This window comes from Undibacterium sp. Ji50W (genome assembly GCF_049340445.1).
Classification (GTDB): domain Bacteria; phylum Pseudomonadota; class Gammaproteobacteria; order Burkholderiales; family Burkholderiaceae_D; genus Undibacterium.
The window spans coordinates 283,259-309,784 of the sequence record NZ_JBMPOX010000003.1 but is presented as its reverse complement, the minus strand read 5'-3'; the positions used below and the strand labels follow the sequence as shown (position 1 = coordinate 309,784).

Sequence of the window (26,526 nt, the reverse complement as noted above, 5' to 3'; positions counted from 1 at the left end):
CATGCACCTATGCAATGCCACACGACCAGGCTGATCTGAATGTACTGGCTGGTGCGCATCAATACAAAATAAAGGAGATCGTCATGGAACCAGGCAGCCCCCCACACACACCTCACACCACCCAGACCAGGCAGATAGACCTGTTACTGTCGAAATACAGCGAAAGTCACTTGAACCCGACCAATGAACTGATACATTGCGTCTGCGTACCCGCCATCGTTTTATCTTTCCTGGGGCTGATCTGGGCAGCGCATCCACTGGCTGCCTTGCTGGTGACGGTCGTGTCGCTGGTCTATTACATGAGTTTGTCTGTCAGCTTTGCTATTGGCATGCTGGCCATGTCAGCCAGTATGTTGTGGGTACTGTCGCAACTGCCACAGCAATGGATGTGGCAAATCTCGCTGGGGATTTTTGTGGTGGCCTGGATAGGGCAGTTCATCGGCCACAAAATAGAAGGCAAGAAACCTTCTTTCTTTGATGACCTGCGTTTTTTACTGATAGGCCCGTTGTTTGTATTGGGTGTTTTATTTCGCCGCCTGCGTATCGCTTATTGATGGAATCTTGGCGGACGGTCAGAATTCCTGATGCTGGATAGGTGGTGAGGCCTTCGGCAGGTCGCTGCTGAACAGCCGCCAGGTATTGCGGCCTTCTGCTTTTGCTGCTTTCAAGGCGACGTCTGTGTTATGCAGGAACAGACGTTGTTCTTTGGCATGCAGGGGGCAGCAGGCCACACCAATACTGGCAGTGATGACGATTTGCTTGCCGCGCAAGGTCATGGGCTGATGGATGGCCTGTACCAGGCGCTCGGCCAGGGTCTTGACCACCTCCAGATTACCAACCTGCGGCATGATGACGGCAAATTCATCGCCATCTACCCGGCACAGAGTATCGGTGCTGCGCAAGACAGCGCACAAGCGGCTGGCCATGGTTGTCAGGATCAGGTCGCCAGCATCGTAACCAAAACTCTCGCTCAAGCCCTTGAAGTGATCGAGATCGATAAACATCAGCGCTGCCAGTTCATCACTGGCGACGGCATCGTCCAGACAATTGGTCACCAGCCGATGGAAATAATGGCGATTCGGTAACTTGGTCAGGCTGTCATGATTGTTCAGGATGGCCAGGCGGCTGTCAGCTTCGCGGCGCTCGCGGGCTTCGCTTTGCATATCATTTTCCCATGCCTCCATGCGCGCCAGCACCAGGTTGAAATGCATGTTCAGGCTACCAAAATCATGCTCGGGGTCTTGCGGTGCGCGCAGGCTGTAATCACCCAGGGTCGAGACTTTCTCCGCGATGACAGTCAGGGCCAGGATGGGGCGCAAGTCCTGTAACTGTTTTTTCGTCAGCCAGTAAGCTGCTGCGACCGTCATCAAAACAGCAATCAAACCAGCGGCCAGTAAAAAGCTCAGTATATGCTGACGTAGCGGCTGGCTACTGCTGTATAGCAACACCTGGCCAATCACGGTACTCCCATTGGTGATAGGCGCAACCGCCATGAAATAGCCAGAACGATATTCAGACTGGTGACGCCTGACCAGGGAAACGGCGCTGAACTCATTGGTCTTGATCAATTGCCCCTGTATATTCCAGGCCAGTATGGCCACGCCGTTGCGGTCATACACCGTGGCACTCTGCATGTCCTGGGTATTGGTGGCATTTAACAGCCTATTCTGCAACTGGCGGGTGTCACCGCTTGCCATCGCATCGGCCATATTGCTGGCCAGTGTGTCGGCCTTATAGATGGTTTCTGCGCGTATGCTTGCCTGCATCAGGTAGGTGGATACGCCCAAGGTCAACAACAGCACGACCAGCATGGAGATTGCCATCGTGATCAGATTCTGGCGAAATATTTTTTTTGCCAATGGCAACCTGAAAAAAGCATTTTGCATGGATGGGAAGATAGGCCGAATTTATGCAGGGGAAATCATCAATGAGCGACTATACCTTTGTGGCACGGCAATGTCATATAAAAATGGTGTCTCTGCTAATCACAATCTTTAATATTGGCAAGCTCCCGCAGGTCAGGCTGAAAAAGCAGGACATGCACAAGTCTGCGTCTGCGGGTAAACTGCGCCTCATCTCTTCATTGGCCTGAAAAAGCGTGTCAGATTTTCCCAACAATGTTTCATTGTCCTTTCCTTTGCCGCTGGCTGGGGAATGTTTTGCCTTGCTCGATGATGCCAAGGCTGAGACTGCCCAGTCACGCCTGTACACTGACTTACAAGCCAGGCTGTTTTGCCGTTCGAAAGAAGAGTGGCCCGGCTTATGGCAGGATACCCAGGCAGCCTTGCAACAGGGCTGCTTTGCCGTTGCCCTGTTGTCGTATGAAACCGGGGCGCAGTTACAGGACATTGCACCTCGTGACAGGCCGATGGGGCAAGCGGAGCAGGCATTTTCACAGATATTGCTTTTTCGCCACTGCCATGTGCTGACATCGGCACAGGTGCAGGATTTCTTGAATCTTCAATCGGTGACTTGTGCACCAGCGGCTGGCGGCATGTCCGACGTATCCGATATTGCCGGTATTGCAGGTATTGCCGCTGTCCGCGCGAATGTTGATGCGGCACAGTTTGATGCCGGGATAGCCAGCGTGCTTGCCTATATCGCAGCTGGTGATACCTATCAGGTGAATTACACTTACCGCCTGCATTTTGACAGTTATGGTTCACCCCTGGCCTTGTACCAGCGCTTGCGGCAGCGTCAGCCGGTGCCCTATGGGGCGCTGATTTGCCTGCCAGACGGCGAGGCTGTGCTGTCGTTTTCACCGGAATTATTTGTCCGCCATCAGCAGGGACAATTATTGGCCAGACCCATGAAAGGCACTGCCGCAGCCAGTGGTGATGCCGATGAAGACCAGCGCCTGGCCGCCGCATTGGCAGCCGACAGCAAAAATCGCGCTGAAAATCTGATGATCGTGGATTTGTTGCGCAATGATCTGGGCCGCATTGCTGCTACCGGGTCGGTCCAGGTACCTGCCCTGTTTGAAGTCAGCCGCTTTTCCAGCGTCTTGCAGATGACATCGACGGTGCAGGCTGAATTGCGCGAGGGCCTGGGCCTGGGCGAGATACTGACTGCGCTATTTCCCTGTGGTTCGATTACCGGTGCACCCAAGCGCCGCACCATGCAGATCATACGTGAACTGGAAAGCGAGGCGCGTGGTTTATATACCGGTGCCATAGGCTGGTTTGATCCGCCGCAAGCGCCTGCCAGGTTGGGGGATTTTTGCCTGTCGGTACCGATACGGACTTTGCAATTGCAGGCACCGGCAGCGCAGCAGATGACAGGTGTACGTCGTGGTGTACTGGGAGTTGGTGCCGGCATCGTGTATGACAGCGTGGCCCAGGAAGAATTTGCTGAATGCCACCTGAAAGCCAGTTTTTTAACCGGTTTGCCAGCACAATTTGAACTGTTTGAAACCATGCATGCCAGTCGTGAAGATGGCTGCCGGCACATTGATCGCCATTTGCAACGCCTGCGCGCGTCCGCCAGCTATTTTGGTTTTGCCTGGGATGAATCCCTGATACGGCAGCGCATACAGGAAGCCTGCCAGCAATTGCCACTAGCGCAGGCTTGTCGTTTGCGGCTGGCAATCAACGCGAAGCTGGACATCAAGTTGAGCAGCGGCGAGTTAAGCCCGCTGCCAGCCAGACCAGCTGTCATGTTGGCGACCAGAACAACGCGCCACGACGACTTGTTTTTACGCCACAAGAGCAGCGTACGCCAGCAGTACGACGCTGCCTGGCAGGCAGCCGAACAGCAGGGCGCGTTTGATATGCTGTTCTTCAATGAACACGGTCATTTGACCGAGGGCGGGCGCAGCAGCGTACTGTTGAAAAAAAATGGAAAATGGCTGACGCCGCCTGTTAGCGATGGTGTATTGCCGGGCATCATGCGCGCAGTCTTGCTGGATGACCCGCAATTCGGTTTGCGCGAATCCAGCCTGGTGCTTGACGATGTATTGATGGCCGAAAAAATCATGCTGTGCAATGCCCTGCGTGGTGCGTTTGAAGTTGAATTATTGCGCTGATCATTAGCAGATCAAGTCAAATTCAAGCCAGGCACAAACGCAGATCAGCGGAAAAGACCAGCCTGCAACGGTGTCATATCTTGCATGTTGGAAATATAAGAACCTGTTTGCGATCTTACTGCGCGAGCGTGATCGGGATTCATGCGCTGCTCAAAATGCTCATGTACTACAGTACATTCCGCTTTTTGCGCTGCTCTTCATCCCGCTGACGCACGCTCGCTACAGATCGTAAACAGGTTCCAAGAAAAAACTGCCAAAAACCGCTTATCTGAAGTATAAAGAGTGATTGCCGCCTGTGCCAGGTTGTGCCTGCACGTCAAAATTGGCACTGCTGTTGTGCCTGGACATAGGAAAGGTTACACTGAATAAAAATTAACCGACCGATCGGTCGGTTAATGGTATTCCATAAATAAAAAACAAGACAGGAGACTATCCATGAAGAAACGATTCGCACTGGCTGCTTTGCCAGTTATGTTGTCGCTGGTATTGGCAGGTAGTGCTTATGCGCAGATCAAGGTGGGCGTGAATGTATCCGCTACCGGCCCTGCTGCTTCCCTGGGTATCCCTGAAAAAAATACCTTCGCCCTGTTGCCGAAAGAAATTGCCGGCAAGAAGGTGGAATACATCGTGCTGGACGATGCGTCTGATACCACGACCGCCGTCAAAAATGCACGCAAGCTCATCGCTGAAGACAAGGTCGATATCCTGATCGGTTCTACCATCACGCCAAATTCACTGGCCATGATCGATGTCGCCGCTGAAAATGAAATCCCCATGATTTCCATGGCAGCGTCATCGGCGATCATTTCACCAGTGGATTCAAAGCGCTTCTGGGTGTTCAAGACCCCGCAAAATGATTCACATATGTCGACGGCGATTACCGGCCACATGAATGACAATGGCATCAAGACCGTGGCTTTTATCGGCTTTGCCGATGCTTATGGTGAAGGCTGGTTCAAGGAATTTTCCAAAATCGCCGAACTGCGCAAACTGAAGATTGTTGCGAATGAACGCTTTGCCCGCAATGACACGTCAGTAACCGGGCAGATCCTGAAAATCATGGCGACCAATCCGGATGCAGTGTTGATTGCCGGTGCCGGCACACCAGCAGCCTTGCCACAGAAAACCCTGAAAGAGCGCGGCTATAAAGGCAAGATTTACCAGACCCACGGCGTTGCCAACAATGATTTCCTGCGCGTCTGCGGCAAGGATTGTGAAGGTACCTGGTTGCCGGCCGGCCCCTTGCTGGTGGCCGAGCAATTGCCCGCCGATAATCCAGTCAAGAAATCTGCCATGCGCTATCTGAAAGCCTATGAAAAAGAATACGGTGCTGGCTCGGTTTCCACGTTTGGTGGCCATGCCTGGGATGCCAGCCTGTTGCTGGAAACCGCAGCAACAGCGGCTTTGAAGAAAGCCCAGCCTGGCACCAGAGAATTTCGTGCTGCCTTGCGCCTGGCACTGGAAAACATCAGCAACCTGCCCGTCTCACACGGCATCGTCAACATGAGTGACACTGACCATCTTGGCCTTGATCAGCGTTCACGTGTCATGGTGCAAATCGTCAATGGCAAATGGAAGCTGTTCGGTCAGGCCAACTGATCTCTGCATGTCTGAAAGAAGGGAGCTGCGGCTCCCTTTTTATTCGGCATGTGGACTGAAAAAAATATAGCAGGACTTATGTAAACCAGGATCTGCAATGTAGCCGGCGCAGTTTTGCATAAGCCCTGATCAGGTAACACCAAAGAAAGTCAGGTATCCATGGATTTTTCAATTGCGGCCATCCTGGCCCAGGATGGCATTACCAACGGTGCCATCTATGCCTTGCTGGCATTGGCGCTGGTATTGGTATTTTCGGTCACGCGGGTTATTTTCATACCGCAGGGTGAGTTCGTCGCCTTTGGTGCGCTGAGCCTGGCCGCCATCCAGTCGGGCAAGTTTCCCCAATCTACCAGCCTGTTGCTGGCCTTTGGCTTGCTATGCATGATGAAGGAAGCCTGGTTTGTCCTGCGGGCCGCGCAGCCAGTGGCCAACGCGGGCAAGAGTCTGCTGTTCAGTGCGGCGCGGCTGGTGCTGGCACCTTTGTGTATCTGGCTGCTGGCACGCAATGTGTCGGCCCAGGAATGGCCGCTGTTTGCGCAGGTTGGCCTGGCATTGGCGATCGTGATACCGATGGGGCCGATGATATACCGGCTGGCTTATCAGCCACTGGCCGAAGCCAGCACGCTGGTGCTGCTGATTGTGTCTGTCGGCGTGCATTTTGCACTGACCGGTTTGGGATTGGTCATGTTTGGTGCTGAGGGCTCGCGTACCACGGCTTTCAGCGATGCCCGCCTGGAAATCGGCGCCATGCAGATATCTGGCCAAAATCTGGTAGTGATAGGGGTGTCGGGTTTGCTGATCGCAGCCCTGTATTTTTATTTTGAACGCAGCCTGTCTGGCAAAGCCTTGCGTGCTACGGCTGTCAATCGCCTGGGTGCGCAATTGGTGGGAATAGGAACCATCAAGGCCGGACGCCTGGCATTTACCCTGGCGGCTGCCATGGGTGCGCTGTGCGGCGTACTGATCGCCCCAGTGACGACGGTCTATTACGACGGTGGTTTTCTGATCGGTCTCAAGGGTTTTGTCGGTGCCATCGTCGGTGGCCTGGTCAGCTATCCGGTGGCTGCAGCTGGTGCCTTGCTGGTGGGCTTGCTGGAATCCTATTCATCGTTCTGGGCCAGCGCTTACAAGGAGGTCATCGTATTCACCCTGATTATCCCTGTCTTGTTGTGGCGCTCACTGAACAGCAAACACAATGATGAGGATGAAGAATAATGAAGACACTCATCCAACATGGAAAGTGGGTATTGCTGCTACTGATACTGTTGTTCCCGCTGATGCCGGTACCAGAATTCTGGATCACCCTGGCCAACTATATCGGCCTGTATGCCATCGTCGCACTTGGGCTGGTGCTGTTGACCGGTGTCGGTGGCATGACTTCATTCGGGCAGGCGGCCTTTGTCGGACTGGGAGCTTATTCCAGCGCCTATCTGTGCACGGCATTGGGATATTCACCCTGGCTGGGTTTGCTGGCAGGCCTGGTACTGACCATGGTGGCGGCATTGACCATAGGCATGATCACCATGCGTCTGTCTGGCCATTATCTGCCACTGGGTACCATCGCCTGGGGCCTGTCGCTGTTTTTCCTGTTTGGCAATATGGAAATTCTGGGCAAATACGATGGCCTGAACGGTATCCCGGCAATTACCCTTGCCGGCTTCAAACTGGATAGCGGGCGCAGCATGTTTGCGCTGATCTGGGTCATCCTGCTGCTGGCGATCATCGCTATCCAGAACTTGTTGCAATCCCGCCCCGGCCGCGCCATACGCGCCTTGAAGGGGGGCGGTGTCATGGCCGAAGCCATGGGTGTCAACACCGCCAGGATGAAGGTCATCATCTTTGTGATTGCCGCCATGCTGGCGAGTATTTCCGGCTGGCTGTACGCCCATCTGCAACGTGCGGTGAATCCTACGCCTTTCGGTTTGAATCAAGGTATTGAATACCTGTTCATGGCAGTGGTGGGTGGTGCCGGACATGTCTGGGGTGCCTTGCTGGGCTCCGCCTTGCTGACCCTGTTGAAAGACAAGTTGCAAAGCATTCTGCCGGTCTTGCTGGGCGCGAACGGCAATTTTGAAGTCATTGTGTTCGGTGTCTTGCTGATACTGCTACTGCAAAGGGCGCGCGACGGCGTATGGCCTTATCTTGCGCGCTGGACTAGGCGTATTTTCGCTGCCTGGCTGCCAGAAGACCAGGGCATACAAGTCAAGCCGGGGGCGGCGGTCCTTAGCACGCGCACCAAGCCTGCGGCCAATACCGTCATTCTCGAAATTGACAAGGCCCGCAAACAGTTTGGTGGCCTGGTGGCCGTCAATGACATGCAGTTCACTGTCAGTGCTGGGCAGATCGTCGGTTTGATCGGCCCGAATGGCGCGGGCAAATCCACCATGTTCAATCTGGTGACCGGGGTTTTGCCATTGAGCAGTGGTGCCATCCGCTTTTATCGCGATGGCCAGTTGCGCGATATCGGCAACCTGCCATCGCGGGAGATTGTCAAACTGGGTATCGGCCGTAGCTTCCAGCATGTGCGTTTGCTGGCCAGCATGAGCGTGCTGGAAAACGTCGCCATCGGTGCCCATTTGCGCGCCAAGGGTGGTGATGTGATGGAAGTGATGTCCAGTATTTTGCGACGTGACAGCAAGATAGAAAATTCCCTGCTGGCAGAAGCGCAGCGACAACTGGAAAGGGTGGGCCTGGCCCACCTGATGCAGGAAGAAGCCGGCAGCCTGGCACTAGGGCAGCAGCGCATACTGGAAATCGCCCGTGCGCTGTGCTGTGACCCGACACTGCTGTTGCTGGATGAACCAGCAGCCGGTTTGCGCTACAAGGAAAAACAGGAACTGGCAGAATTGCTGCGCAAATTACGCGGTGAAGGCATGAGTATTTTGCTGGTCGAACATGATATGGACTTTGTGATGAATCTGACCGATCATCTGGTGGTGATGGAATTCGGCACCAAGATCGCCGAAGGCTTGCCGCAAGAGGTACAACAGCATCCGGCCGTGCTGGAAGCATATCTGGGTGGGATAGACTGATGACGACGCCAATTGCTACAGACTCGCCGGCAGCGCCGGCCATCCCGGTGACTTCATCGAGCGAACCCGGCTTATTGCAGACCCGGGATTTACAGGTTTTTTACGGCAAGGTTGAAGCTTTGCAAGCCGTCAACATCCAGGTGGATGCCGGACAGATCGTGACAGTGATCGGTCCCAATGGTGCCGGCAAATCCACCATGCTCAATGCGATTGCCGGTGCCTTGCCGGCGAATGGCAGCCTGCGCGGGCAGATACTTTTATCTGACAAAGATTTGGCCGGTGTCGCCATAGAAACCAGGGTTGCTCAGGGCATGTCACTGGTGCCGGAAAAGCGCGAATTATTCGCCAGCATGAAGGTGGAAGATAATCTGCTGCTGGGCAGCTATCGTCGTTACCAGGCTGGTGAAAAAAATTATGCAGACCAGTTGCAGGTCGTGTTTGATTTATTCCCGCGCCTGAAAGAAAGACGCAACCAGGAAGCTGGTACCCTGTCGGGCGGTGAACGTCAGATGCTGGCACTGGGGCGCGCCTTGATGGCCAAGCCACAATTGCTGATGCTGGATGAACCCAGCCTTGGCCTGGCGCCTTTAATCGTCAAGGAAATTTTTCACATCATTCAGCGACTCAGGCAAACTGGCGTCGCCATTTTGCTGGTCGAGCAAAATGCCCGCGCCGCGCTGCAGGTAGCAGACTATGCCTATGTGCTGGAAACCGGGCAGATCGCTTTGCAAGGTCTGGCGGCTGAACTGGCGAATGATCAGCGGGTGATTGATACCTATCTGGGGTTAGCAAAAAAAACGCATTGAAGAAGGAGTATTCCGTGATTTCGCATGTGTTCATAGGTATTCGTGATTTTAGCGTCGCGTTCGATTTTTATTCAGCACTGATGGCCGAGCTTGGCATGATGCTGAAATTTAGTGATGCAGAAAAGCCCTGGGCCGGCTGGATGGCCAGCGGGCAGCCTCGTCCGCTATTCGTGATTGGATTGCCATTTAATGACGCGCCAGCCAGTGCCGGTAACGGCCAGATGATTGCGTTGCTGGCAGCATCACGTGAAACAGTCCGGCGCTGTTATGAGGTCGCCATGGCACATGGTGCTGTTGATGAAGGCCAACCCGGTCTGCGTCCGCATTACCACCCCCATTATTATGGCGCGTATTTTCGCGACCCTGACGGTAACAAGCTGTGTATCTGCTGCCATCATGCGGAAGAGGATGGCGAATAAAAACGCGGTCCGACGGATTGGTCTTTTTTAAACGGCTGAGAAGTTTGGATGACAAGCGAAAGTCAAGCATGATGTTCCATTTTTGACGAGTGACCAGATGAGAGTTCTGTTTTGTTTTGCCGCCCTGCTGTTGACAGCCTGCGCATCCAGTTCCGGTGTGATGTCGATAGGTAAGGACATCTACATGGTATCGCGTCAGGCAGCGACCGGATTTTTCGGGTCTGGCACACTGAAGGCAGAAGCTCTTCAGGAAGCCACGCAGTATTGCGAAAAACTGGGTCAATCTTTCCAGCTCGTCAGCACCCAGGAAGCCCGCCCGCCTTATCTACTCGGGAATGTCCCCAAGGCTGAAATACAGTTCACCTGTATCAACCCGACACCGACGCCGCCGGGTTGAACCGATCCCAGCTGGAAAAGCCCCCATGATACGGCTTGTTTCAGCTTTGATCTTCCATCCATTTTTTCAAGCCATTCACCCATTTTGCCGCAGGCAGTTTGGTGGCCAGACGTATGGCGCTTGCGCGTTCATACAGGTCATCGAAATCAACCACGGGGGCCTGTTTGAAAGCGATGGCGACGGTGTTGGCGTCATGCACCAGCGGTAGCCAGACCACGGCGTCAAAGCTTGCTTCCAGTGCGGTGATGTTGGCTGCACAACTGGCTTCATAATTTTGCGGATTGCCGAACAGGTTCACAGTCAGCATGCCATCTTGCTTCAGACAGTCTGCGCAAGCTTGATAGAAAGCCGGGCTGCTGAGTGCCGGCGCTGCTGCGGCGGCGTCATACAGATCGATTTGCAGGATGTCGATGCTGGCATGATTTTTTTCATTGCTGACGTACAGCATGGCATCCATTTCCAGCACTTGCAGGCGTTCATCATCGGCTGGCAGTTTGAAATCCTGATGGCAGGCTTGTATCACATTTGGATTCAGTTCTATTGCCGTGACCCGCGCCTGCGGAAACTGGCGATAGCAAAACTTGGTCAGTGATGCCGCACCCAGGCCCAGTTGCACGATATGTTGTGGCGTTGCGCTGAACAGCATCCACATCATCATTTGCTGTACATATTCAAGCTCGATCTGGTCAGGCATTGCCAGGCGCATGGCACCCTGTATTGCCTCGGAAGACAGATGCAGGTTGCGGACACCGCGAAATTCAGTGAAGGATACTTCTGGGTGGATGATGGTGGCCTGCATGGCCGCCTGGTTGGCGGCATACAGATCACGGGCTTTGCTGGACTTATTCACTGGATTCGTTCAATTGGATGTCACTTTCGGCCAGGCATCGATGCCTTCGATGGCTACCATTTTTTGCCAGCTGGGGCGGGCGATGACCATGTGTGCCAGCCGGTTCAGTGCGGGCCATTCCGTCGCCGTGCGTGGCATATTGCGTGACCAGCGCATCAGCATGGTCAGATGCAGATCAGCGCCAGAGAACGTGTCACCAAGCAGGTAGGGACCATGCTGGCTCAGGTGCTGTTCAAGCTGGTCCCAGATCGCAGCAATGCGTTTTTGCAAGGCTAGCCGTGTGACTTCCGTATGTTCTTCATAGCCCAGCTCGGCCGGATAAAACCAGACACGGAAAGCTGTCTGCAGGCTGGTGCTGATGAACACTATCCATTGACGCCACTGATCGTGCTCTATGCTGCCAATGGCGGGCATCAAACCGGCTTCCGGGTGGCGTTCGGACAATAACATCAGCAATGCTGCAGATTCCAGATAAGGGCGATTGTCGAAGACCAGGGTCGGCACCACCCCGTTCGGATTCAGGCGCAGGTAAGCGGGATCTTTCTGCTGTTTTTTTTCTACATCGACCAGTTTCAGTTCATATTCTGCGCCGATTTCCAGCAAGGCCAGGTGGACGATCATGCTGGCAGAGCCGGGGCAGTAATAGAGTGTGTACATGGTTTTCCTTCAAAGCGACATGAGTTGAGGAGTCAGTGCCAGGAGCATACAGAGATTCAGGCAGCGTGATGCTGACCGCAGACAGTGCAGGCAGGGTTCTTGCTGATACCTATACTGGTCCACTCCATCTGCAAGGCGTCCAGCAGCAGCAGGCGACCGCTGAGCGGTTTGCCGATGTGCATGATGAGCTTGAGTGCTTCTGCTGCCTGGGTACTGCCTATGATGCCAACCAGCGGGGCAAACACGCCCATGCTGGAACACAGCACTTCTTCAAACACTTGGTCGGGCGGGAACAGGCAGGCATAACAGGGTGATTCGGGCTTGCGGCTGTCAAAGACGCTGATCTGGCCATCAAAGGCAATGGCAGCACCCGACACCAGTGGCACAGCATGTTTGACGCAGGCGGCATTGACTGCATGCCGGGTGGCGAAATTGTCGCAGCAGTCGAGCACGATACTGGCCTGGCTGACCAGTTCTTCCAGTCGCTCGTGTTCAGCTCTTTCCTGGAGTGCCATGATGTGAATGTCGGGATTGATACCCTGCAGGCTCAGCTTGGCAGAGCCGACCTTGGCCATGCCCACCCGTTCTGTCGTGTGCAGGATTTGCCGTTGCAGGTTGGTCAGGTCCACACTGTCATTGTCGACGATGGTGATACTGCCGACACCGGCGCTGGCCAGATACAGTGCAGCCGGGGACCCAAGGCCGCCGGCACCGATGATGAGGGCGCGTGCTTCAGTGATTTGCTGCTGGCCTTCTATGCCTATCTGGTCAAGCAGGATATGACGGGAATAGCGTAAGAGTTGCTGGTCGTTCATCGTAGTAAAAAAGGCCGCTGCGTGCGGCCTTTTTGTCAGGGTTTATTTTTTCTTGCTGTCGGTTTTATGTTCGGGTTTGTCTGCTTTATCTGACTTGTCCGATTTATCTGATTTATCCGATTTGCCACCTTTTTCAGCGTCCTTGCCTGTGTCTTTGGCATCTTTGCTGTCCTTGCCATCCTTATCGGCGACTTTGACTTCAGTGACTTTGACTGGCAGGCCCTTCAGGTGATTCAGTGCCTGGGCCAATTGGAAGTCTTCTGCGCCACCATATTCCAGCGGCTTGCTCTTTTTCGCCAGGGCGATCAGACGCTGCTCTTCTTCCGCTTCATCGACTTTAGGACGGGCGACTTCTTTTTCCTTGTCATTGGTCAGATGTTTTTGCAAATCGGCTTCACGGGCACGCAGGCCATTGAAACCATCACCGTCGGCGGTTTCTTCCACGTTCAGGTCGGGGACTATACCCTTGGCCTGGATGGAACGACCATTCGGCGTGTAGTAACGGGCCGTGGTCAGCTTGACGGCGGTATCGGCAGAAATCTGGCGTATGGTCTGTACCGAGCCTTTACCAAAACTCTGGGTACCCAGAATAGTGGCACGCTTGTAATCCTGCAGGGCACCGGCCACGATTTCAGACGCAGAAGCCGAACCAGTATTGATCAGGACCACCATAGGTACGTTTTTTACCGCTTCTGGCAGTTTTGCCAGCGGGTCACTCAAGGTGCGTCCCGAGTAAAATTCGCGCCTTGCGTAGAAGGTTGCCTTGGAATCAGGTAACTGACCATTGGTGGAGACCACTGGCACATCCTTCGGCAGGAAGGCCGCAGAAACACCGATAGCACCCGGCAAGACACCGCCCGGATCATTGCGCAAATCCAGGATCAGGCCCTTGATGGCCGGGTCCTGTGCATACAGGGTCTGGATTTTCTTGGCCATGTCTTCGACCGTCGGTTCCTGGAACTGGGCGATCCTCACCCATGCATAACCAGGTTCGACGATCTTGGCTTTGACGCTTTGCTGTTTGATGAGCTCGCGTATGATGGTGACAATAATCGGTTTGTCTTCCGTCTTGCGGGCAATTGTCAGCGTAATTTTGGTATTCGGTTCGCCGCGCATTTTTTTCACGGCTTCGTCCAGCGACAAGCCCTTGACTGGCAGTGAATCCAGACGGGTAATCAGATCGCCCGGTTTCAGGCCGGCACGGTAAGCCGGTGAATCTTCGATAGGGGAGATGATTTTGACATAGCCATCTTCCATACCGACTTCGATACCCAGGCCGACAAATTTGCCCTGTGTACCTTCTTTTAATTCTTTAAATGATTTTTTGTCCAGATAGGCGGAGTGCGGATCCAGCGACGCCACCATGCCGGTAATGGCTTCAGTCAGGAGTTTGTTGTCTTCCACCGGTTCGACATAATCTGATTTGATCAAACCGAAGACATCTGCGAGCTGCCGTAATTCTTCTACCGGCAAAGGATTACCTGTGGTTTTTTGAGCCACTGCGGAAAACTGCATGGAAACCGCTACACCCGCTACCATGCCGAGGCCAATTAAACCGAAATTCTTGAATTTGCTGCCCATGATTCACCTAAAGCCTATTTAACGACGATCCAGTTGAGAGGATCAAATGTACGCCCTTGATGACGTACTTCAAAGTATAAACCTGATTCTTCAATGCCGCCGCTGTTTCCAGCGCTGGCAATCACATCACCTGCTTTTACGACATCACCCACATGTTTCAATACGGCCTGGTTGTTGCCATACAGACTCCAGTACTGGCCACCATGATCAACGATGATCATATTGCCATAGCCTTTCCACCAATCGGCAAAAATTACCTTGCCAGGGGCGATGGATTTGATCTCTGCACCCTCGCTGGCTTTGATGAACATGCCTTTCCAGCTTGGACCATCGGCACGCTTGCTGCCGTATTTGGCCACGATTTCACCTTTGACCGGCAAGCGCAATTGACCCTTGAGCTTGTCAAACTCACCCGGCGGCGGTGTTTCTGCCTTCGCCTGCCTTGGTGGTTCGTCGGCATCGATCGCATTGGGATTGATGATTTTTGCCGGCTTCTTACCCTGTGCTGCCTGTCTTGCTCTTTCTTTCTGTGCTGTTGCAATTCTTTCCTGGCGCTGTCTTTCTTCCAGCGCTGCCTTGGCGGCGTCGGCCCTGGCTTGTTCTTCTATGACTTTATTTAATTGTGAGACCAGATTGCCCAGTCTTTGTTCATCTTTTTCCAGGCTATCAGCCTGTTTTTTTTGTACATATAATTTTTCTGCCAACTGACTTAATAAAGTGGCATGCCGTTTTTTCTCTTTTTCCAGCGCCGACTTGTGGCTTTTTTCTTCGTCGGCGATTTCATCGAGTTCCGCCTTGGCTTCTCTGGCATCATCGGCATTTTTTTCTGCCGCTTTCAGGCTGACACGCAGGGCATCGATCATTTTCGCCTGGGTTTGCGATACATAGCTCATGTATTGCAATTCGCGATTGATGCGGTTGGGGTTATCGCCAGACAGTAGGAGCTTGATACGGTCACTGTCACCGCGCATATACTGACGACGCAGGAAACTGGATAACTGGTTCTTTTGTTTTTCAACTTTCGCCGCGAGACGCTGTTGTTCATCGGCCAATTGTTTGACTTTTCCTTCGGTTTCGCTCTGCTCGGTCTGTAAATCACGCAGCGAGCGATTCGCGTCGGAAATCGATTTTTCTGATTCTGCCAGGGCGTCACTGGCATTGTCTTTGGCTGTTTCTGTCTTGTTGATGTCGTTTTTTAGTGACTTCAGGCGATTTTGCAACTCCAGGCGGTCTGCTTCCGCCTTGCTTTTTTGCACTGCACGGGTATTGCTGGCCGCCATGGCAAAGGCTGCCATGCCCGTTAACGATAGGCATAGCAAGATGCTCAGCAGGGGTTTCAGCGACTTCTGTGTAAGTGGCATCAAATGCTTATTTGGATTTACCCTGGCTGGCGACGGCCTGCAAAGCCGCTGCAATGGCTGCCTGGTCACCCAGGTAATAATGCCTGATCGGCTTCAGATCGGCATCCAGCTCATACACCAGGGGTTGGCCGTTGGGGATATTCAGGTTGACGATGTCGTCGTCGCTGATACCGTCCAACATCTTGATCAGGGCACGCAGGCTGTTGCCATGGGCGGAAATCAGGATGCGTTTGCCGCTGCGGATGGCTGGTGCAATGCTATCGTTCCAGGCTGGCATGACACGGGCGACTGTGTCTTTCAGGCATTCGGTCAGCGGGATCTGGCTGCGTTCCAGACCGGCGTAACGCGGGTCATTGAACGAGGTACGCTCATCATTTACATCCAGTGGCATGGGTGGCGTGTCATAGCTGCGACGCCATACCAGCACTTGCTCGTCACCGTATTTGGCTGCTGTTTCAGCCTTGTTCAAACCTTGCAGTGCGCCGTAATGCCGTTCATTCAGACGCCAGTCGTTGATGACGGGCAACCACATCATATTCATTTCATCCAGCGTACCCCAGAGCGTACGGATGGCACGTTTCAGTACCGAGGTGTAGGCCAGGTCAAAGCTCAGACCGGCTTCTTTCAACAGTTTGCCAGCCTGGGTCGCTTCGGCGACGCCTTTTTCCGTCAGGTCAACATCGGTCCAGCCGGTAAAGCGGTTGTCCAGATTCCAGGTAGATTCGCCGTGGCGCATGAAAACGATTTTGTACATAGAGTGTGCGAGAACGTGAGGTAGGTGAAATTGGTGAAATAGGTGAGATAAGTGATTTAGTATGCATCTGCGGCATCTATTTTATAATGACGCGCTTCTGATAACCATTCTTACTACTGGAAACCTGTGAAATTCATTCTTGATAATATCTTTTTGATAGGTATTGCCCTCATTTCCGGTGGAGCCCTATTGTTCCCGGCTTTACAGAAACGTGGTGCCAAAGTATCGCAATTGCAAGCCACCCAATTGATAAATCAGGGAAAAACCCTGGTATTGGACGTGCGCGACGCTGAAGAATTTGCCACCGGGCACCTGCCCAACGCGAAAAACATTCCTCTGGCAGAATTAGACAAGCGCCTGAAAGAAATCGAAAAATCGAAAAACAATGCGGTCATTACCGTTTGTGCACGTGGTGTACGTTCAGCCAGTGCTGCTGCCTTGTTGACCAAGGCTGGTTTCGGACAGGTTGTCAGTCTTGAAGGCGGTATCGATGCGTGGAAAACGCAAGGCTTGCCGACAGTAAAGTAAGCAGGAGAGAATGATGAAACCCCATGTAGTCATGTATAGCACGGCTGTTTGCCCGTATTGCAATATGGCAGAGCGTTTGTTGAAATCCAAAGGGATTGATGACATAGAGAAGATCCGTGTCGATCTGGATCCTTCCATACGCGAGGCGATGATGCAGAAAACCGGGCGCCGTACCGTGCCACAGATCTACATAGGGGATACCCATGTAGGCGGTTTTGATGACTTATCGGCACTGGACCGGGCCGGAAAACTCGATCCACTACTGAATCCGGCAGGCTAAAACGCGAAATTTGCCGGATTTTCTACGGGTTTTTCAGGTAAATTGCTGTTTTTGCAGACTACTTGCTACAATAGCGCGCCGCGACCTTGAAATGGCTGTAAATGACCTTATCTGCCAGTCTCGCTGTTCATTATTAATCTTTTAGAATATTAGAAAGTTTCACATGTCTGACGAAAATCTGCAGCCCGTATTCCAAATTCAACGCGTATATCTGAAAGATTTGTCGCTTGAACAGCCAAATTCCCCATCCATTTTCCTGGAACAGGAAGCGCCTGGTATCGAAGTATCCGTTGATGTTGGCTCTGAAAAGCTGGCCGACGGTATCTACGAAGCGACCGTCACCGTGACTGTCACAGCAAAAATCGGCGAAAAAGTGGCTTTCCTGGTAGAAGGCAAGCAAGCCGGTATTTTCGAAGCACGCAATATTCCTGAAGACCAGCTCGATCCACTGCTGGGCATCGGTTGCCCGAATATCGTTTATCCTTACCTGCGTTCCAACGTAGCGGATGCGATCACACGTGCAGGTTTCCCACCTATCCACCTGTCTGAAATCAATTTCGAAGCCTTCTACGCACAACGCCTGGCGCTTGCTGCTGAACAAGGTAATGCAGATGCAACAGCCGAAGCACCAGCAACCATCCAGTAATTGAAGCAGCCTGATCCGGTGAAAGCTGGATCAGCTTGATGAAGGAAGCCCATGCAACGCCTGATAACGACCCTGCCCTTGATTCTGCTTGCCCTGACGGCAGGTGGTACAGCACAGGCGCTGGAATTTCGTTCTGTCGGTGCGTCCCCGGTCATCATGTATGATGCGCCAGGGGCCAAAGGGGCCAAATTGTATGTGGCACCGCGTGGCATGCCGGTGGAAGTCGTGTTTACATCGGGTGCCTGGAGCAAGGTAAGGGATATGTCCGGTGACATGAGCTGGGTCGAGTCCAAGGACTTGATCACGCGACGCAGCCTGGTGGTGCGGGTTGCCAATGCCAAGGTACGCGCTGCGGCCGATGATGCCGCTGCGCTGGTATTCAGCGCTGACAAGCATGTCTTGCTGGAAATGGCCGAACCGGTAAGTGCCGGCTGGGTCAAGGTCAAGCACAAGGATGGCCAGATCGGCTTCGTTAAAATAAACGAAGTCTGGGGTCTGTGATCGGACCTGTCAACACGCTTTAATACCGGGGACAGCATGCTGTCCTTTTTTTACATCCGGAATTCAGCAGTTTGAAATTTCAACTTAGCAGCGTGGTCAGGGGATAGTATGAATATCAGCGTATTGGGAGCAGGTGCCTGGGGTACTGCCATGGCCATGGCTTTGGCGGCAAAAAACCAGGTCTTGCTGTGGGGCCGTAATCAGCAGGCAATCGCTGCCATGCAGGCGGAGCGTCAAAACACTGCCTATTTGCCAGGTTTTGCGTTTCCAGCCTCCCTGCAAGTAACGGCAGATTTTTCTGCAGCCCTGGCGCATGCTGCCGGGCCGGATAATTTGCTGGTGGTGGCGACCTCGGTATCTGGTTTACGCTCTACGCTGGAAGCCTGCCTGCCTTATCAAACCAGCAATATTGTCTGGCTGTGCAAGGGTTTTGAAGAAGCCAGCCAGTTACTGCCGCACCAGGTGGCGCATGCAGTGTTGGGTGACAAGATGGCTTTTGGTGCCCTGTCAGGTCCATCCTTTGCGCAGGAAGTCGCACAGGGCCTGCCTTGTGCTTTGACCATCGCTTCCACTTCTGCCACGCTGAGTCAACTGGTGGTACAGGCTTTGCACGGGAATGCCGTGCGGGTGTATTCCAGCGACGATATGATCGGGGTTGAGGTCGGCGGTGCGGTCAAAAATATCATGGCCATCGCTACCGGTATGGTTGACGGTATGGGGCTGGGCCTGAATGCCCGCGCGGCACTGATCACCCGTGGCCTGGCCGAGATCAGCCGCCTTGGGGTGGCACTCGGTGCCCGGGCGGAAACCCTGATGGGATTGACGGGTGTGGGTGACCTGATACTGACCTGTACCGGCGACCTGTCACGCAACCGCAGGGTAGGGCTGGCACTGGCACAGGGTAAGTCGCTGGAAAATATCGTGCAGGAGCTGGGGCATGTTGCCGAAGGCGTGCGTTGTGCCCAGGCGGTACGCGGGTTGGCACGCCAACTTGGGGTCGATATGCCCATCACCGAAGCAGTAGCAGGTGTGTTGTTTGATGGCGTATCGGCACAGCAGATGATGAGCCGTTTGCTGGCAAGGGATGCCAAGCAGGAAAGCCATTGATTCAATAACGTCGCCGGTATTCTGGAAAGCGCAGCACTCTGCTAATCACTGAATCTGGCACCTGATGCTTGCGCAAAAAATCCATGGCCTTGTCCAGCCCCAGTATTTCCAGGTAATGAATCCCCAGATCCACCATGAACCGGGTCAGCAGATCACGCCTGCGCAAGAGCTGCTTGCGCTTGCGTTGCATTTTCCGGCGTCGGTTCCCTGACATGTGACTACCTCTACTGATACGTATGTTTCAGTGTAGAACGGCAACACAATCAAGGACGGATTTTTGACATAGCTTAACAAAAAAGACCAAGTCCGCCTTGGTCTTTGTCTGTCGTCAGCCACAAGAAATCCCGCAATGCAGGGTCCAGACCGGCTTATTTGATATCGCTGGCAGCCATGAAAATGGCGACCAGTTGTTCCAGGCCTTGCTGATCGTCGAGGCTGAATCTGTCCAGGCGTGGACTGTCGATATCAAATACACCAAATAATTCACCATCCTTGATCAGCGGGATGACGATTTCAGAATTCGATGCCGAATCGCAGGCGATATGGCCGGGGAAGGCATGGACATCAGACACCAATACCGTGCGTCTTTCGGCAGCCGCCGTGCCACAGACACCACGTTTGAAAGGGATGCGGGTACAGGCGACCTTGCCCTGGAAAGGGCCGAGCAAGAGTTCATGCGGGAAATCCGCCGTCGGTTTGCTGGCATGCGTGCACAGATAAAAACCGGCCCAGTTGAGGTCACTGATGCTGTTGTAGATAAAGGCAGAAAACTGCGCCGCATTGGTTATCAGATTGCGCTCGCTTTCCAGTATGCTGGCAAGCTGGCGCGACAGCATGGAATAGTTGGGTTGGTTGCTGGTGGTCGGGCTGGCAGTCGGGCTGACAAACATAGTGTTTCCTCTTTTTGAAAGGGATTATTTGTTCCCTGACTTGTCTTTGCGGGTGGCATTGACAGCAGGGAACGGTAGTTGATTATTCACAGCCAGGCCACGATAGGCCGGTGGCATTTTCTTGCTGTGCTGCTGGGTACGATAGACTGCTACCTGTGCGGGTTCAACGCGGAACTGCATGCGTTGTCGTGTTGCCAGCGCCTTGTTTGCCATGTTGAACCCTTGGGTTGTAAACTAAAAATTACAGCACGTAGCGCGACAGGTCTTCATTCACCGACAGGGCTTCCAGGCGCTCATTGACATAGGCGGCATCAATGACAACGGTCTTGCCACTGTTCTGGTGTGCATTGAAAGAAATTTCCTCCAGCAGCTTTTCCATCACGGTGTACAGGCGACGGGCACCGATGTTTTCGGTGGTTTCATTGACCGCATACGCGATGCCAGCCAGACGTTCCACCCCTTCCGGCGTGAAGTCTATCTGCACGTCTTCGGTCGCCAGCAGGGCCTGGTATTGACGTGTCAGACAGGCGTCGGTACCGGTCAGGATACGTTCAAAATCAGCGATGGACAGGGATTCAAGCTCCACGCGGATAGGGAAGCGGCCTTGCAGTTCCGGTATCAGGTCAGACGGTTTGGCCAGATGAAAAGCCCCCGACGCAATAAACAGGATATGGTCAGTCTTGATCATGCCGTATTTGGTGTTCACGGTGGTGCCCTCGACCAGCGGCAGCAAATCGCGTTGTACGCCAGCGCGTGAAACTTCCGCACCGCCAGTTTCAGAACGTGAGGCGATCTTGTCGATTTCATCGAGGAAGACGATGCCGTTTTGTTCTACATTGCGAATTGCTTCCTGCTTCAGTTCTTCTTCATTGACCAGTTTGCCTGCTTCTTCTTCAATCAGCAGCTTCATCGCTTCCTTGATTTTCAGCTTGCGTGATTTCTTGCGGCCACTGCCCATGCCCGAGAACATGGTCTTGATCTGCTCGGTCATTTCTTCCATGCCGGGTGGTGCCATGATTTCCATGTGGGCCACGCCTTCGGCTACTTCGATTTCAATTTCCTTGTCATCCAGCGCACCTTCACGCAGACGCTTGCGGAAAGTCTGGCGGGTGGTATTGTCCGTCGGCGCTGCTTCGGCTTCATTCGGCTGAAAACCGAAATCACGTGCTGGTGGCAACAAGATGTCGAGTACCCGGTCTTCTGCCGCATCTTCGGCACGGGCGCGTACTTTGCGGGTGGCAGCTTCACGGGTTTGCTTGATGCCTATATCGATCAGGTCACGGATGATGGTATCGACATCACGGCCCACATAACCCACTTCAGTGAATTTGGTGGCTTCGATCTTGATGAAAGGGGCGTCGGCCAGCTTGGCCAGGCGACGCGCGATTTCGGTTTTACCGACACCAGTCGGGCCTATCATCAGGATGTTCTTGGGGGTGATCTCATGGCGCAGCGGTTCCTCTACCTGCTGACGACGCCAGCGGTTACGCAGGGCGATGGCAACGGCACGCTTGGCCTTGGACTGGCCAACGACATGTTTATCGAGTTCAGAGACGATCTCTTGCGGGGTCATGTTCATTGCTTATTCCAATTCATTCCAGTGTTTCTATGGTGTGCGACAAGTTGGTGTAAATGCACAATTCACCGGCGATAGTCAGCGATTTCTTGACGATGTCGACGGGCGACAGGTCGGTGTTTTCAAACAGGGCGATCGCTGCCGATTGGGCAAATGTACCGCCCGAGCCGATTGCACCTATGCCCTGATTGGGTTCCAGTACGTCGCCGTTGCCGGTGATGACCAGGGTAGTGTCTTTGTCTGCCACCAGCAACATGGCTTCCAGGCGGCGCAGCATGCGGTCAGTACGCCAGTCTTTGGCCAGTTCTACCGAAGCACGCATCAGGTGGCCCTGGTGTTTTTCCAGTTTCGATTCAAAACGTTCGATCAGGGTAAAGGCATCGGCAGTGCCGCCGGCAAATCCTGCCAGTACCTTGTTGTGATACAGCTTGCGTACCTTGCGGGCTGTACCCTTCATGACGATATTGCCAAGGGTGACCTGACCATCGCCGCCGAGGGCAACCAGATTGCCGCGTCGCACCGTCAGGATGGTGGTGCCGTGAAATTGTTCCATATGAACCTCATTGATATTCGCTACGCCTGCTGCAAATGCTCAGGCCGGATGGGCTGAAGGCGGATGCCGGGCTGGATTGCCCGTTTTTTTGAAAATGGGGTGTTTTCGTGGAATTACAAGCGTTGCAGTCAGCGTTACAGTCAGTGATACAGCACAGGCAAAGCCGCAGCCGAATGAGACATCCTGCAGATGCAGGTAGTTCATTCAGCCCAAGCGCTTGCTATTCTGGAAACTGCTTTAGTGTTTGCGGACGATGATGCTGGCAATATTCTTCAGGCCCATGGCGTGGAATAGCATCATGACCAGATAATTGACGTTTTCAAAGCGTATGTTCATGCCGCTTTTGCCGGCAATAGGGGCCAAGCCATTCAGCAATTGTGCCGAGGCACCAAACTCTACCCGCTCCAGTCGTGAGCAATCGAGTATCAGCGGATTTTGGCTTTCCGCCTGTTCGGCGATGCCTTGCAGCAGGAATTCGGTCTTGCCTTCTACCACTTTAGGCATCAGGAAGCTGTCAGAAGCGGCTTCTTCCTCGTTATTGATTTCCGGGAAGGAACTGGTGATATTGTTTTTCGGTGCTTCGAAAGAAGGTGGCGAGACTTCGAAAGTGATGCAGTAATCCATACTGACTTCTTCGAAGGCTTGTTCAAAATGCAGCAATTGCAAGATTTCCAGCAACAGCAGCCATGGTGCTTCAGTTTCGTCGCGACGGCCTACCAGCAAAATTGCACGGATTTTGTCCGACAGGTCTTTGGCACCAATCAGTATCAGGTCGTGGCCGGATTTCTTTAAATTCTTGAATGCACGCAATAGCAGGCCGCAACCGATGGGGTCCACTTCCTTGACGCGTATAAAATCCAGGCGCAGGCTGCGGCTCTTGGCGCTGGCGTTCTGGATTTTTTCCAGTACCTTGACAATGCCAGCATCCAGTTTGGCCGGGAAGCTGATATTGGCCATGGTGTTGTCGGACCGATTATCCACATCCTGGTCGGTATTGTTCAATACCTCTGGCCACAAAGGTGGGGAGGTTTCAAATTTATTGGCGTAGTCGAGCGACAGGCTTTCGAACTTGTGCTGGTGATTGCCGATGCGATACAGGTCAAACAGCATTTGCCAGCCGATTTCGGTGGCGTCACCCAATTCCTGATGGACGGCGGCCACCAGCATTTGCTCGGCAACCTCGGCCTGGCCACTGGCGAACAGGATCGCGGCTTCTTCCAGCAAGGGTACGGATTCACTGTGCGCAACGGCGGACCCCGACATTTCCGAATTCTGCCCAAGCAGATAATCGGTAGGCAGGGTCAACGGCATCGTTGTCTGGAATTCTACGGGAGGATTTTTTTTCGACGGCACTTCAGCCGGCGGGTTCATCAGATCAGTCTTGGTGACAGTTGGCGGCCTGGTCTTGACGATGTCACGCGACATTTCAAATTCAATCGCGTCAATTTTTCTTTCCGTGGCACGGGCGATATGGCGCTGAGCAATAATTGAATTGCTAAACACCTCGCTGTCCTGGAAACCGCCAATGACGGTATTACCATTCTTGGAGCGCGTCTTTCTAGAAGAAGATTTCTCGGTGGAGCGATCTTCCTGCTTGACACCTTTTTTACCGAAAAGAGAAAAAATCCCCACTTTGTTCCCGAATAAGAATAAACGCTAACCGCCCGCTAGCGAATTTGACGAGTGCTTAGTATATTCTGATTTGCGATGGAATGGTTGACTGGGCTCAATGGGTCCAAGCAGTTTTTTTTCAAATGCTCTTTTAAATGCTACGCGATATTCTCAAAAACAAACTGATTAGACCGGTTTTTTAATGAAATTGGAGGTGAATACCACCTCCAATACTTATAGGTTATGAATTGATAACTAAATGCGCAATTACATCTGCTTACATTTTTCTTGCAACTCTTAGCTGACTTTTTTGCATTAGAACGTGTTTCCGATCTGTAGCGAGCGAGCGTCAGCGGGGTGAAGAGCAGCGCAAAAAGCGGAATGTACTTATAGTACATGAGCATTTTGAGCAGCACATGAGCCCCGATCACGCTCGCGCAGTAAGATCGCAAACAGGTTCTTAGAAGCTGACTCTTAGCCCCGCAAGAACGTTCCTGCCCGGTTGCGGCACACTTTCCCGCAGTACCGAGGTAGACAGGCGGATATCCTGATTCAGCAGGTTTTTCGCCATCAGGAACCAGGTCAGCTGGCTGTTCTGATAAGGATGGGTATAGGTCAGGCTGGCATCCACCTTGGTGTAGGACGGTGTTTCGAAACTTTCAAAGCTGGCCAGCCGGTCTTGTCGCTGTGCGTGCAGGATATTCAGACCGGCACGCCATTTCCCTTCGCGATAGCCAAGGTCCAGGCCGGTGCGGGTCGCCGGTTGCAACGGCAGGCTGCCCAAGCTGTCGAGGCTACCGCGTGAATAGTCGGCAAATGCGCGTATTGACGGACCTTCACCCAGCAGGTTATAGCTGATTTCAGCTTCGCCGCCACGGATGGTGGCCGATGCCTGCGACCAGTTACGGCGGGTAAATTCGGCGTCAGTATCGGGTATACCCTCTTCATCTACCTTGGTGCCGTCCGTGTGGCCGTAGATATAGTTGCTGACCTTGTTGAGGAAGGCATTCACTTTCCAGTGCAGGATGCCACTGGTCTTTTGCAGGCTGAGTTCCACATTGCGCGAGACTTCTTTCTTCATGTTGACACTACCTATGTCAAATGTCGCGGTGGACTCATGGGGGCCGTTTGAATACAGTTCTTCGGTCGCTGGTGCGCGCTGTGCCCAAGACAGGCTCAGGCCAGCACTATAACCTTTCTCAAATTGCCAGAGTCCACCTGCCGAGGCGGAAAACAGATTGAATTCGCGCGAGACCAGGCCGGTGCCTGCGTCCGGTTTACGGTTGACATTTTCCATCCTGACACCAGTGCTGGCGAGGACATCACCAAATTGCTTTTGTTCGACGGCGAAAGCGGCCAATGAGGTGGATGTGGTTGGTGGAACGGTATCGGCGCGACCACTGCTGGCGGACAGGGCGGAGAATTTCACCTGTTCGGTCTGCAGGCCCCAGCTACCTTGCCAGCCAGCCCAGGACGGGTGCGACAGCACTACGCGGCCTTCCATGGATTGATTCTTGAAAAAGGTGTTCGGTGAGCCATTCTCTGCTTTTTCTGTATGCTGATAATCGGTGGCGCTGAATTTGTATTTCAGGCTGTCAAAGCCATTGACGGGCGAGTTCAGCAAACCATCGAGATCGAAACGATTCTGGCGCAGGTCAATAAATGAGCGTTCCGCCGTCGGGATACCGTAATGATCATTCAGTGTCTGCACTGCTGCACCCAGGTAACCCCATGGCTGGATCACGGATGCACCCACAGCCAGGGTGGATTCGCGGGTAAAGCTGGAATTCAGGCGGCCACTGGCCGAGGCTGGATTATTCCATTCGCTGTTGCCCGGGATTTTATAGTTGCTGGTATCGCGGCTGCTGCCGTCAGCATGCAGGCCAATCACACCGCTGGAACCATCGATGGAAAAGGACAGGCTCTTTTCCTGGTTGACAGTACCGACGCGGACTTCGGCTTCGCCGGTCGTTTGCTTGTTGAGTACGGTAGGGATGCGGTAATCAACCACATTCACCAGGCCACCAATGGCACCGCTGCCATACAACAGTGCGGCAGGGCCACGCAAGACTTCAATCTGCTGGGCAGTCGAGCTTTCGCTGGCAACTGCATGGTCATTCGACAGGCTGGATACGTCGGCAACACCCATGCCGTTTTGCAAGATTTTGACACGCGGGCCTTCCAGGCCACGGATGATGGGGCGTGATGCGCCAGCGCCGAAGCCAGATGCCGATACGCCCAGTTCACCACTCAGTGTATCTCCCAGGGAAGTGCCTATCTTTGCCTTCAATTCCGGCCCTGCCAATATCTTGGCCGGTGTCAGTACCTGCAGGTTTTCATCATTGCTGATGGGATTGGATGTGACTGTGACAGTGTTGATGGGCGAGCCTTCAGCCCGGGCGCCATGGTTGAATTGGGCGAGCAGTGCCATGACTGCGGTAGTAATCAGTGTACGTTGAAAAGCCATATTGTTTCCTGTTTGCAAACGATGCAATGTCAGACTTCAGCCAAGCTGGTCTGGACAAATTGATGCCAGGCC

General features: G+C 53.4%; 28 protein-coding genes. 14 read left to right on the top strand and 14 right to left on the bottom strand.

The window, feature by feature from the left end; translation table 11 throughout:
• Window positions 1-83 precede the first annotated feature (83 nt).
• The gene (locus ACO0K9_RS08420; RefSeq protein WP_422983735.1) at window positions 84-554 is read left to right on the top strand and encodes a DUF962 domain-containing protein; all 471 of its coding nucleotides are present in this window, start codon (window positions 84-86) and stop codon (window positions 552-554) included.
• Between the two features lie 18 nt (window positions 555-572).
• On the opposite strand, the gene ACO0K9_RS08415 is transcribed toward ACO0K9_RS08420, so the two are convergent.
• Window positions 573-1,823 carry a diguanylate cyclase domain-containing protein gene (locus tag ACO0K9_RS08415; RefSeq protein ID WP_422983733.1) on the bottom strand — a complete coding sequence of 417 codons (1,251 nt, stop codon included), beginning with the start codon at window positions 1,821-1,823 and terminating at the stop codon, window positions 573-575.
• Window positions 1,824-1,927: 104 nt separating this feature from the next.
• On the opposite strand from ACO0K9_RS08415, the gene ACO0K9_RS08410 reads away from it, so the two are divergent.
• From ACO0K9_RS08410 to ACO0K9_RS08375, 8 genes are all read left to right on the top strand, one after another.
• Complete coding sequence (locus tag ACO0K9_RS08410) at window positions 1,928-2,092, top strand: hypothetical protein (RefSeq protein ID WP_422983731.1); 165 nt, start codon at window positions 1,928-1,930, stop codon at window positions 2,090-2,092.
• 6 nt (window positions 2,093-2,098) lie between these two features.
• Window positions 2,099-4,024, top strand: coding sequence for an aminodeoxychorismate synthase component I (gene pabB / locus ACO0K9_RS08405; protein WP_422983729.1), 1,926 nt, complete (start codon window positions 2,099-2,101; stop codon window positions 4,022-4,024).
• 435 nt (window positions 4,025-4,459) lie between these two features.
• Window positions 4,460-5,623 (top strand): ABC transporter substrate-binding protein, encoded by a 1,164-nt coding sequence (locus ACO0K9_RS08400; RefSeq protein WP_422983727.1) that lies wholly within the window; start codon window positions 4,460-4,462, stop codon window positions 5,621-5,623.
• Between the two features lie 159 nt (window positions 5,624-5,782).
• A complete protein-coding gene (locus ACO0K9_RS08395) occupies window positions 5,783-6,838 on the top strand; it encodes a branched-chain amino acid ABC transporter permease (protein ID WP_422983725.1) in 1,056 nt (351 codons plus the stop codon).
• Window positions 6,838-8,655 (top strand): ABC transporter permease subunit, encoded by a 1,818-nt coding sequence (locus ACO0K9_RS08390; protein ID WP_422983724.1) that lies wholly within the window; start codon window positions 6,838-6,840, stop codon window positions 8,653-8,655. The genes ACO0K9_RS08395 and ACO0K9_RS08390 overlap by 1 nt, the downstream gene beginning before the upstream one ends.
• Window positions 8,655-9,461 carry an ABC transporter ATP-binding protein gene (locus tag ACO0K9_RS08385; RefSeq protein ID WP_422983722.1) on the top strand — a complete coding sequence of 269 codons (807 nt, stop codon included), beginning with the start codon at window positions 8,655-8,657 and terminating at the stop codon, window positions 9,459-9,461. The genes ACO0K9_RS08390 and ACO0K9_RS08385 overlap by 1 nt, the downstream gene beginning before the upstream one ends.
• A 14-nt stretch (window positions 9,462-9,475) precedes the next feature.
• A complete protein-coding gene (locus ACO0K9_RS08380) occupies window positions 9,476-9,880 on the top strand; it encodes a VOC family protein (protein ID WP_422983720.1) in 405 nt (134 codons plus the stop codon).
• A gap of 97 nt (window positions 9,881-9,977) precedes the next feature.
• The gene (locus ACO0K9_RS08375; protein WP_422983718.1) at window positions 9,978-10,277 is read left to right on the top strand and encodes a hypothetical protein; all 300 of its coding nucleotides are present in this window, start codon (window positions 9,978-9,980) and stop codon (window positions 10,275-10,277) included.
• 40 nt (window positions 10,278-10,317) lie between these two features.
• On the opposite strand, the gene ACO0K9_RS08370 is transcribed toward ACO0K9_RS08375, so the two are convergent.
• The 6 genes from ACO0K9_RS08370 to gpmA are packed head-to-tail and all read right to left on the bottom strand — an operon-like array spanning window position 10,318 to window position 16,295.
• Entirely contained in the window at window positions 10,318-11,127 is an 810-nt protein-coding gene (locus ACO0K9_RS08370; protein ID WP_422983716.1) for a fused MFS/spermidine synthase, read from the bottom strand.
• Window positions 11,128-11,136: 9 nt separating this feature from the next.
• On the bottom strand, window positions 11,137-11,784 hold the full coding sequence (locus tag ACO0K9_RS08365; RefSeq protein WP_422983714.1) for a glutathione S-transferase family protein: 648 nt from the start codon (window positions 11,782-11,784) through the stop codon (window positions 11,137-11,139).
• A 56-nt stretch (window positions 11,785-11,840) separates the two neighbouring features.
• Window positions 11,841-12,599, bottom strand: coding sequence for a HesA/MoeB/ThiF family protein (locus ACO0K9_RS08360; protein WP_422983712.1), 759 nt, complete (start codon window positions 12,597-12,599; stop codon window positions 11,841-11,843).
• A gap of 42 nt (window positions 12,600-12,641) precedes the next feature.
• Window positions 12,642-14,180, bottom strand: coding sequence for a S41 family peptidase (locus tag ACO0K9_RS08355; protein WP_422983710.1), 1,539 nt, complete (start codon window positions 14,178-14,180; stop codon window positions 12,642-12,644).
• A 14-nt stretch (window positions 14,181-14,194) separates the two neighbouring features.
• On the bottom strand, window positions 14,195-15,541 hold the full coding sequence (locus tag ACO0K9_RS08350) for a murein hydrolase activator EnvC family protein (protein ID WP_422983708.1): 1,347 nt from the start codon (window positions 15,539-15,541) through the stop codon (window positions 14,195-14,197).
• 7 nt (window positions 15,542-15,548) lie between these two features.
• Window positions 15,549-16,295 (bottom strand): 2,3-diphosphoglycerate-dependent phosphoglycerate mutase, encoded by a 747-nt coding sequence (gpmA, locus tag ACO0K9_RS08345; protein ID WP_422983706.1) that lies wholly within the window; start codon window positions 16,293-16,295, stop codon window positions 15,549-15,551.
• A 126-nt stretch (window positions 16,296-16,421) separates the two neighbouring features.
• On the opposite strand from gpmA, the gene ACO0K9_RS08340 reads away from it, so the two are divergent.
• The 5 genes from ACO0K9_RS08340 to ACO0K9_RS08320 all read left to right on the top strand — a co-directional run bounded on the left by ACO0K9_RS08340 (window position 16,422) and on the right by ACO0K9_RS08320 (window position 19,357).
• On the top strand, window positions 16,422-16,823 hold the full coding sequence (locus ACO0K9_RS08340) for a rhodanese-like domain-containing protein (protein ID WP_422983704.1): 402 nt from the start codon (window positions 16,422-16,424) through the stop codon (window positions 16,821-16,823).
• Between the two features lie 13 nt (window positions 16,824-16,836).
• Entirely contained in the window at window positions 16,837-17,103 is a 267-nt protein-coding gene (gene grxC / locus ACO0K9_RS08335; RefSeq protein ID WP_422983702.1) for a glutaredoxin 3, read from the top strand.
• 163 nt (window positions 17,104-17,266) lie between these two features.
• On the top strand, window positions 17,267-17,749 hold the full coding sequence (secB, locus tag ACO0K9_RS08330) for a protein-export chaperone SecB (RefSeq protein WP_422983700.1): 483 nt from the start codon (window positions 17,267-17,269) through the stop codon (window positions 17,747-17,749).
• 51 nt (window positions 17,750-17,800) lie between these two features.
• A complete protein-coding gene (locus ACO0K9_RS08325) occupies window positions 17,801-18,250 on the top strand; it encodes an SH3 domain-containing protein (protein ID WP_422983698.1) in 450 nt (149 codons plus the stop codon).
• A 108-nt stretch (window positions 18,251-18,358) separates the two neighbouring features.
• Window positions 18,359-19,357: an NAD(P)H-dependent glycerol-3-phosphate dehydrogenase gene (locus ACO0K9_RS08320; protein ID WP_422983696.1), complete on the top strand. Its 999-nt coding sequence runs from the start codon at window positions 18,359-18,361 to the stop codon at window positions 19,355-19,357.
• Window position 19,358: 1 nt separating this feature from the next.
• Here ACO0K9_RS08320 and ACO0K9_RS08315 read toward each other — a convergent pair whose 3' ends face one another.
• The 7 genes from ACO0K9_RS08315 to ACO0K9_RS08285 form a co-directional block, all read right to left on the bottom strand.
• Window positions 19,359-19,571, bottom strand: a complete 213-nt coding sequence (locus ACO0K9_RS08315) for a hypothetical protein (protein WP_422983694.1) — start codon at window positions 19,569-19,571, stop codon at window positions 19,359-19,361.
• Window positions 19,572-19,725: 154 nt separating this feature from the next.
• A complete protein-coding gene (locus ACO0K9_RS08310) occupies window positions 19,726-20,247 on the bottom strand; it encodes a GAF domain-containing protein (RefSeq protein ID WP_422983692.1) in 522 nt (173 codons plus the stop codon).
• Between the two features lie 24 nt (window positions 20,248-20,271).
• A complete protein-coding gene (locus tag ACO0K9_RS08305; protein WP_422983690.1) occupies window positions 20,272-20,460 on the bottom strand; it encodes a hypothetical protein in 189 nt (62 codons plus the stop codon).
• Window positions 20,461-20,488: 28 nt separating this feature from the next.
• Window positions 20,489-21,826, bottom strand: a complete 1,338-nt coding sequence (gene hslU / locus ACO0K9_RS08300) for an ATP-dependent protease ATPase subunit HslU (protein ID WP_422983688.1) — start codon at window positions 21,824-21,826, stop codon at window positions 20,489-20,491.
• Window positions 21,827-21,839: 13 nt separating this feature from the next.
• Entirely contained in the window at window positions 21,840-22,376 is a 537-nt protein-coding gene (gene hslV, locus ACO0K9_RS08295; protein WP_162043733.1) for an ATP-dependent protease subunit HslV, read from the bottom strand.
• Window positions 22,377-22,613: 237 nt separating this feature from the next.
• A complete protein-coding gene (locus ACO0K9_RS08290) occupies window positions 22,614-23,879 on the bottom strand; it encodes a hypothetical protein (RefSeq protein ID WP_422983686.1) in 1,266 nt (421 codons plus the stop codon).
• A 568-nt stretch (window positions 23,880-24,447) separates the two neighbouring features.
• On the bottom strand, window positions 24,448-26,454 hold the full coding sequence (locus ACO0K9_RS08285; protein WP_422983684.1) for a TonB-dependent receptor: 2,007 nt from the start codon (window positions 26,452-26,454) through the stop codon (window positions 24,448-24,450).
• Window positions 26,455-26,526: the final 72 nt, after the last annotated feature.